Raw genomic sequence first — 7,553 nt, 5'->3', positions numbered from 1 at the left:
TTTGACAGAAATCGTTCTCTCCGGCACCAGGACTAAAGTTGCAGATCTTATCGATGAAAAAGAAGGCGCCAAAATACTTGATGTAGCCACTGGCACTGGAAAGCAGGCTTTTGAATTTGCAAAAAGGGACTACAAAGTTATTGGAATCGATCTTTCAGAACCTATGTTAAGACTGGCTGTCAGGAACAACAGGTATAATAATGCAAATTTTATTCTTGCCGATGCGACAAAACTCCCATTCAATGAAGAGCATTTTGATGTCTGTTGCATTTCACTGGCTTTGCATGAAATGCCTTTAAGTATAAGACAAGAAGTTTTGCAGGAGATGAGTAGAGTTACAAGAAGTGATGGCACTATATTGATCATAGACTATTCTACTTCGCCCAAAAGCAGGCTGGCAAGGTATTTTCTATGTTACATTGCCAGATTGTTCGAAAGCAAGTATTACCCTGAATTCATACATTCTGATCTTGGATCCTTACTTAAAAAACAAGGAATAGAAGTGACTGCAGAACGATCTGTTATATACGGGATATGCACAATATTCAAATGTATCAGGAGATAAGACCTTGTACAAATGGGACCCCTGCGATTATAACACTCAATCTTTGAACCAACAGCAATGGGCTCAGGAGCTTATTCAGAAGCTTGCCCTTAAGGGAAATGAAAGGATCCTGGATATAGGATGCGGGGATGGTAAGGTCACAGCTCAGATCTCAAGACATGTGCCTTCAGGTTTTGTTGTGGGTATTGACAGCGCTGAGTCGATGATACTTTTTGCCCGTGAAAAATTCCCTGAAGTTAAATATTCAAATCTTGCTTTTCAAAATGTGGATGCAAAGGAGTTGGATTTCAACGGGGAATTTGATATAGTCTTTTCAAACGCGGCTCTTCATTGGATAATTGACCATCGTCCCGTTCTTAAAGGCATAAAAAAGAGTTTGAGATCACCTGGGAAAGTATTACTTCAAATGGGTGGAACTGGAAATGCTGCCAGCATCTTTGAAGTATTGGATAAATTCCTGAAAGATGAAAAATGGAGCAGATTTTTTAAAGATTTTTCGTTCCCATATGGCTTTTACAGACCGGAAGAGTACAAAGTATGGCTTGATGAAGCAGACCTTGAGATCAAGAGAATCGAACTCATACCCAAGGACATGAAACTCAAAGGCAAAGAAGGATTATCCGGCTTTATTCGTAGTACCTGGCTTCCATATACGTTGAGGTTACCTGAAGATCTGCGCACCGAGTTCATTGATTCTGTTGCAGAGAAATATCTGGAAGAGCACAACATAGACAAAAACGGCATTGTTCATATAGGAATGATCAGGCTGGAAGTAGAAGCTGAGAACTGTATGAGTAGATGAAACATCCCGTGTGATGGATCATTCTCATTAACTTGCCATTCTTTTTGTTGTAACGCCAAGCTTAGTAGATGAAAAAACATGAGAATGGGTCGACTAGAGATTATATAAATTATGTATTGCAACCATTATAATACAAGTACTTCACTCATTTAATCTCTTTTAGAAGCACCAGATTTATATAATTATAATAATATATGGCATCTAGAGGGTATCACAATTGTATCTTCCAGATCAAGTATAGTCATCATCAAATTCTGGGGAGGACAGCCGTCTTCCCCGGGAAGATACCCTCAATCTTCCAATTTCTAATGCATTTTTCATTGATATGAATTTCAAATGTCATTAACTTACCTGATCATAATATTTCTTCAACTAAGGGCTCTAAGCCATATTTCCTGAAAACTTTTACCACTTCGTCTGCTGGATCGTAAAGGCGATAGAAAAGATGGGATTTGCATGCACAATCACTGCATCCAAAACCATTAACAGGTTTTGACTGCAAACCCGCTGCAAGAAGGCATTCAAGCCTGTTGTGAGTGAACGCATGTATAGTGTATACCAGTTTAAAATGTTCATCAAGATTTATATGATCTACATGCCACCTTGCTTTCTTTACTCCTTCATTAGAAAGCATCACATGCCTATACAATCTTTTCAGACCACCAGTACCCTGGGCAGAACTAACATAAATGTGATAACCGGCCTCAAAACGGACATCTTTGAGGCTTCCAACTCTTACATTACATTGTTGGTTCCTGAAGATCAGACAATAGACACCTTTGTCTTAGCTGCTTCGATCATACGCATACAAGTGGATGCATAAAATTAAATCATTTCCCGTAGAATCTTTACTGATGATCATGACCAAAGAGATACAAGAAGCAAAGGATGTAAAGGGTTTAAGGCCAAGGTCTGTGGTCTATGCCACCCAGATCGATGAAGAGTTCGGGGAAGCTCTTGCAGGATACTATAAATCTGTGTGGAAGGAGCGGGAAAATGGGCTGAACATGAAGCAAAAACATCTTTTGGTTTTTACTATAGCATGCTCCAGACTCAACATAGAAAGTGCGCTTAAGATCCTGGAAAGACTTAAAAAATTTGAGGCAACTTCGCAGGAGATAAAAGATGCTATGATGATCGCAGCCTGGACCGGTGGTATACAGAATTTCACTGATTTTAGTCCAAAGATACTCAAAGAAATGGAAAGATTGGGTTTCTGAAACCCTTTTCTTTTTATGTTTTAGGTAGGAGATATAATCCCCAACCCTAATACAGCTATGAACACTAAATGGACAAACAGGATAAGCGGAAAACCATATTTGAACTGTAGATGCTGTGTTTTATGTCTGAATAATTTCATTCCCAGGAAACCTCCCAGACTTCCACCTACAATTACCCATATGAACAGCGTTTTTTCAGGTATCCTGTATTTTTGATCTCTGGCTTTTTTTTTGTCCAGACCCATAAGGGCGAATGAGATTGTATTCACAAATGCAATGTATGCCCACAAAGAATATTTTAGAAAATCCTCAGTTTGCATATTACGACATGAAGTATAATAATATATTAAGTTTATTATGATAGCGCTATTAGTTACTATAAAGAATAAAAAAATAATGTAGAATCATTTACCAAGATCCCACATATTCAGCCTCCCGTCAGCTGTGGCAGCAACAAGATAGCGTCCATCAGGTGTGAAGACCATACTGTATACTGTTTTAACCATAAGAGGTATATTTGACACAATTTTTCCCGAAGCGAAATCATACAGGACAATATCGTAATCCATCCCCACTGCAACTGTCCTACCATTGGAAGATATGGCAAGAGGAAAATGACCAGTTCCCTCAAGTTCTATGGAACGCTTCTCTGTAAAATCTTTCAATGACCAGATACGCAGCTTTCGATCATATCCGGAACTAATGAGATACTTTCCTTCCGGAGTCAATATCATGGAGAGCAGGGCAACATCATGACCCAATAGTGTTTGTTCAAGTTCCCCTTCAGGCAACGACCAGACATATATATCGCCACCTATGCCTCCACTTAGAAGTTTTCTATCGTCTGAGGTAAAAAGAACACAGGAAATGTTGTCGGGACTTCCTTCTAAAATTAACAGCTCTTTAGCTTCAGGCAATCCCCACAAGCGCACTGTTCCGTCATAAGAACCTGAAGCGAGTAGTTTCCCGTCTGGAGAAATACATACAGATGACACAGTATTAGTATGTCCTGTAAGAACTTTCAGAGGAAGAGCTTCAGGATAAGACCAAAGCCTGATAGTATGATCAGATGAACCTGTGGCTATGATATCGCGATTATGGGAAATTGAGATACTGTTCACACTTTTAGTATGACCTTTAAATTCTCTTATCAGTTCCCAGGAAGGGAAAGACCAGAGTTTCATCAATCCATCCATGCCAGAAGATAATAGTTTTTTTCCGGAATCGAGAAAAGATATATTAGTGACATGACCTTTATGGGCAGGGAATCGGATATAGTCACTCTTCATCTTCTCTCCCGGAAGTGGGAAGCATTCTACTGTCATAATTCTTCCTTGAAATCCAACGAGATGGAATTCATACAAAATCGTTCGCCTGTAGGTGCAGGTCCATCATCAAAAACATGCCCAAGATGGCTACCACATCTGCTGCAAAGAACTTCTGTTCGCCGCATGGAATAACTATTATCCGGCTTTTTGACCACTCTGTCTTCAGATATAGGAGCCCAGAAACTTGGCCAGCCGGTGCCGGAATCGAATTTTGTATTTGAATCAAAAAGTTCCTGGCCACAAGCAGCACACAGATAGACACCTTTCTTTTTATTTTGGTAGTATTTACCAGTGAAAGCAGGTTCAGTTCCCTTTTCCCGCAACACATGATACTGTTGAGGAGTTAAGATCTTTTTCCAGTCTTCGTCTGATTTTTTTTCATATGATGGCATATAATTCCCTCTCCCGTTTAAAAATATAAAGTAAAAATTACTGATGTAACTTCCCTTATAAAGGTTGAGAATTCTAAATTAAATAGTTTACGCAATCAGAACAAAAACAGAAAGTGAAAACAGTTTCAGAAAACTCTTATAATACAATTATTACACTATAAATATAAATAGTATAACAAATATAAATAGTATCATGCCAGATTAGATGGTAGGGAATCATCCATCGGATCAGGGGTGATAATGTGGCATGCTCTGCTGCAATATGCATGGATAACAAAGAACACGCTTCTAGTGTGATCAATCATATGGGGTTATCAGAAAAATATACCTGTGCCCTCATTAGCTGGACGGAAAAGTATCTTGACATAGGAAATCTTGAAAAGATTATCTGGGGAGAAACTGTTTCATCAGAAGACCCTTATCGCAGTGTGCAGGTAGCGGCAGAAAAAGATCTGGAATTCACCGTACTGCTCGCATCAAAAAGAGATCGCAGCAGCACTGATGTATATTTCCTTGAAGGAAATCTGCTGCTGCTTTTCAATATTACTCTGCAGAGTCTGAAAGAAAGCAGTGTATCGTATGCATTGTAAAAATTTCACATAGAATCGGGCGCATCGATGCCCAGGGTCTCCAATGAAATTGACAATGTGATACGCGCGCAGTCCACAAGTCCAAGCCTTATAGCTCTCAGTTTTTCGTCATCGATATTTATCACGGGCACGAAACGATAGAACTGATTGAAAGATTCTGCAAGCTCTCTGGCATATATGGCTAAAGTATGTGGCTTTAATTCCTTTGCACACTGCTCTATGATGCTGTCAAAGGCAGCCATCTTCTTTATCAGCTCTACTTCAGTATCCTCCACAAGTAGTGAAGGATCCATATCAAAGGCCTCGTTCCAGACACCTTCTTCCTGAGCCTTCTTCAGTATACTGCATGCTCTGGCATGCGAGTATTGAATAAAGGGTGCACCTTGTTTTTCGAAATCAAGGGCTTCTTTCCAGTTGAAAACCGTAGATTTCTCCGGTGACACTCTGATAACATCATATCTGACAGCACCGATACCTACCATTCTGGACACTTTCTGTTTGAAATCCTCAGGCATCTCCGGCCTGCGCATGTCAACTTCCACAAAAGCCTGTTCTTCCACCTGGTCCAGCAGTTCATCTGCAGAAATGAATTTGCCTCTGCGGGTACTCATGGAGCCTTCAGGCAAAGAAACGAACTCGAATATGACAACTTCTGGTTCCGGCTTTCCAAGAAGATTGAGGGTTGCCTTTAACTGACCTGAAATGAGTTTGTGATCAGCGCCAAGTATATCGATCATGCGATCAGCTCTTTCACCTTTCCACTCATGGTATGCCAGATCCCTTGTAGTGTATAAAGAAGTACCATCTGATCTCTGTACCACCAGTTTTTTCTCAAAACCGTAATCTTCCAGATCCAACATAAGGGCTCCATCATCGACCTTTGTACGACCTGTGGCTTTGATCTCCTCAATTATCCTTGTAACAGCACCGGACCTTACAAAACCAGATTCGTAAGGGAAATTATCATGGTGTATGTTCATGCGCAGAAGAGTTTCTTTGATACCATCAAGTGCAAGGGTAACAGCTTCACTAAAACTTTTTATTGTAGCATCATCCCCTTTTTCCACAAGCTGCATAAACCTGTCGATCTCTGCTACTTTTTCAGGTTCTTCCCCAAGCTTGATGTTAGCTTTAATATAAACATCTGCTATGGAGTGGTCTGATTTTTTTGATGTATCAAAATCAAAATGTGAAAGCGCCCAGGAAACAATAGCTATCTGACGCCCCATATCGTTCACATAGTACTGGGTTTCAACATTATAACCAGCTTTCCTGAGAATGCGTACCAGAGTGTCACCAATGACCGAGTTCCTGATATGACCCACATGCAAAGGACCATTAGGATTTGCAGAAGTGTGTTCAAGAAGGATATTACCTTTACAGAAGCCACCTCCAAATGATGAGCCTTCACTTCTTATTCTTGAGAATGTTTCTTCTATATAATTTCTGGAAGTGTTTATATTAATATATGGACCCATAGCGTGCATTTCACCGATCAAGGGGAACTTCTTGACATTAGCAGCTTTGACTATTGCGTCCGCTAATTCCTTAGGATCCTTCTTTTCCCTCGACGCGATCCTGAAAGCAACTTTTGAGGCCAGATCTGCATGCTTGGATGGCTCAAGGTCAAGGTCTGCAGCTTCGATCCCAAGCTGGGAAATGGTCTCATTTAATAATGTTTCAACCTGTTTTCTAAAATCCAGATACATTGACACCACCCGCTTTATACACCCGTGCTGAACCTTAATATAGCAACCAGGCCGCCAAAAGCGTTCATAAGTTGTGAACCTTCATCAAAATCAGTTGAAATGAACTCCACCTGGGTGTTCATCTGGTCAGCCATTTCAGAAAGTTCGTCTACGATATCCACTTTTTCAACGACTTCCATGGAATAACCGCAAACAGGACATGGTCCTGGAGAAAAATAGTCCTCTCCGGGCTTAAAAGCTTTTGTCAGTTTTGCCTCATGGTCCCCATTTGGACATCGGATCGTTAATCTTTCTGCTCTGAGATCCTCAGATATCATAAGAACTTCCACTGCACCTATAAGGAGATTTGCCCTGACCGATTCTTCTCCATAAGCAGCTTTGCCTGAATCGGAAACCAGCTCTGTAAAGAAACGCTGGATAAGCTTTTTTTCTGCTATAAGATCGATATCCGAAAGCTTCTCACTTGCTGCGTTAACGAGTTCCGGAAGGCCTGACTCATCTGTGTATGCAACATCAAAAAGACCAAGTATTTTCTTTTTCAACTCATGATGCAGGAAATCTCCTGACTCGAACTCTTCCTTGGTGGGAGAGGGACCACCTATGAGAATACCTTCAAAATTCTTCTGATCCACTGCCATAAATACATCGCTCGCAGCATCTCCTATGCGTTTATAGAACTCATGTATAGCAATGAGCCTCAACTGCTGGAATCTGTGGGCACTCTGACCACCTTTTCTCTGTTTTCCAGGTACAGTAGAAGTCAATGTCCTATGAGCCTCTATATGTTTACCCACAAGCAGGCCAACAGCTGCCTCACGCCTATCCAGGACCAGCAATCCATAGGTCTTTGCGTCCTTGAGCATTTCTTCAAGAGGCTCAAGGTAAAAACTGGAGTCACAGTGATATCTGTATGTCACTATTGGCTGAGGGGGTTCAACAATAGTGGT

The 7,553-nt window shown here is 40.7% G+C and carries 11 protein-coding genes; 5 read left to right on the top strand and 6 right to left on the bottom strand.

All coding sequences use genetic code 11. The annotated features are described in order from the left end of the window. Both AB7U21_RS08870 and AB7U21_RS08865 read left to right on the top strand, forming a co-directional pair. The coding region (locus tag AB7U21_RS08870; protein ID WP_428388397.1) for a class I SAM-dependent methyltransferase at positions 1 to 565 on the top strand (565 nt) is incomplete at its 5' end. A gap of 4 nt (positions 566 to 569) precedes the next feature. Further along, on the top strand, positions 570 to 1,367 hold the full coding sequence (locus AB7U21_RS08865) for a methyltransferase domain-containing protein (protein ID WP_428388395.1): 798 nt from the start codon (positions 570 to 572) through the stop codon (positions 1,365 to 1,367). Positions 1,368 to 1,722: 355 nt separating this feature from the next. Here the strand turns inward: AB7U21_RS08865 and AB7U21_RS08860 are convergent, their stop codons facing one another. Then, on the bottom strand, positions 1,723 to 2,025 hold the full coding sequence (locus AB7U21_RS08860; RefSeq protein ID WP_428388399.1) for a DUF123 domain-containing protein: 303 nt from the start codon (positions 2,023 to 2,025) through the stop codon (positions 1,723 to 1,725). On the opposite strand from AB7U21_RS08860, the gene AB7U21_RS08855 reads away from it, so the two are divergent. Together AB7U21_RS08855 and AB7U21_RS08850 are read left to right on the top strand one after the other, a co-directional pair. Further along, positions 2,005 to 2,190: a hypothetical protein gene (locus AB7U21_RS08855; protein ID WP_428388393.1), complete on the top strand. Its 186-nt coding sequence runs from the start codon at positions 2,005 to 2,007 to the stop codon at positions 2,188 to 2,190. The two genes, AB7U21_RS08860 and AB7U21_RS08855, sit on opposite strands and share 21 nt — an antisense overlap. A 37-nt stretch (positions 2,191 to 2,227) precedes the next feature. Further along, entirely contained in the window at positions 2,228 to 2,587 is a 360-nt protein-coding gene (locus tag AB7U21_RS08850; protein WP_333787180.1) for a carboxymuconolactone decarboxylase family protein, read from the top strand. A 20-nt stretch (positions 2,588 to 2,607) separates the two neighbouring features. Here AB7U21_RS08850 and AB7U21_RS08845 read toward each other — a convergent pair whose 3' ends face one another. The 3 genes from AB7U21_RS08845 to msrB form a co-directional block, all read right to left on the bottom strand. Further along, a complete protein-coding gene (locus tag AB7U21_RS08845) occupies positions 2,608 to 2,907 on the bottom strand; it encodes a DUF1294 domain-containing protein (RefSeq protein ID WP_333787170.1) in 300 nt (99 codons plus the stop codon). A gap of 84 nt (positions 2,908 to 2,991) precedes the next feature. Next, positions 2,992 to 3,912 carry a WD40 repeat domain-containing protein gene (locus AB7U21_RS08840; RefSeq protein ID WP_428388390.1) on the bottom strand — a complete coding sequence of 307 codons (921 nt, stop codon included), beginning with the start codon at positions 3,910 to 3,912 and terminating at the stop codon, positions 2,992 to 2,994. Continuing rightward, positions 3,909 to 4,307, bottom strand: a complete 399-nt coding sequence (gene msrB, locus AB7U21_RS08835; protein ID WP_333787172.1) for a peptide-methionine (R)-S-oxide reductase MsrB — start codon at positions 4,305 to 4,307, stop codon at positions 3,909 to 3,911. The genes AB7U21_RS08840 and msrB overlap by 4 nt, the downstream gene beginning before the upstream one ends. A 242-nt stretch (positions 4,308 to 4,549) precedes the next feature. On the opposite strand from msrB, the gene AB7U21_RS08830 reads away from it, so the two are divergent. Then, complete coding sequence (locus AB7U21_RS08830) at positions 4,550 to 4,897, top strand: hypothetical protein (RefSeq protein ID WP_333787173.1); 348 nt, start codon at positions 4,550 to 4,552, stop codon at positions 4,895 to 4,897. A 5-nt stretch (positions 4,898 to 4,902) separates the two neighbouring features. On the opposite strand, the gene argS is transcribed toward AB7U21_RS08830, so the two are convergent. Together argS and prf1 are read right to left on the bottom strand one after the other, a co-directional pair. Beyond that, complete coding sequence (argS, locus tag AB7U21_RS08825) at positions 4,903 to 6,606, bottom strand: arginine--tRNA ligase (RefSeq protein ID WP_428388387.1); 1,704 nt, start codon at positions 6,604 to 6,606, stop codon at positions 4,903 to 4,905. Positions 6,607 to 6,620: 14 nt separating this feature from the next. Then, positions 6,621 to 7,553: peptide chain release factor aRF-1 (gene prf1 / locus AB7U21_RS08820; RefSeq protein ID WP_428388385.1), on the bottom strand; the 933-nt coding region annotated here is incomplete at its 5' end.

The sequence above is a fragment of the Methanomethylovorans sp. genome (genome assembly GCF_050177135.1).
Classification (GTDB): Archaea; Halobacteriota; Methanosarcinia; order Methanosarcinales; family Methanosarcinaceae; genus Methanomethylovorans.
The sequence above is the reverse complement of the archived record's forward strand: the minus strand, read 5'-3'. Positions and strand labels throughout refer to the sequence as shown.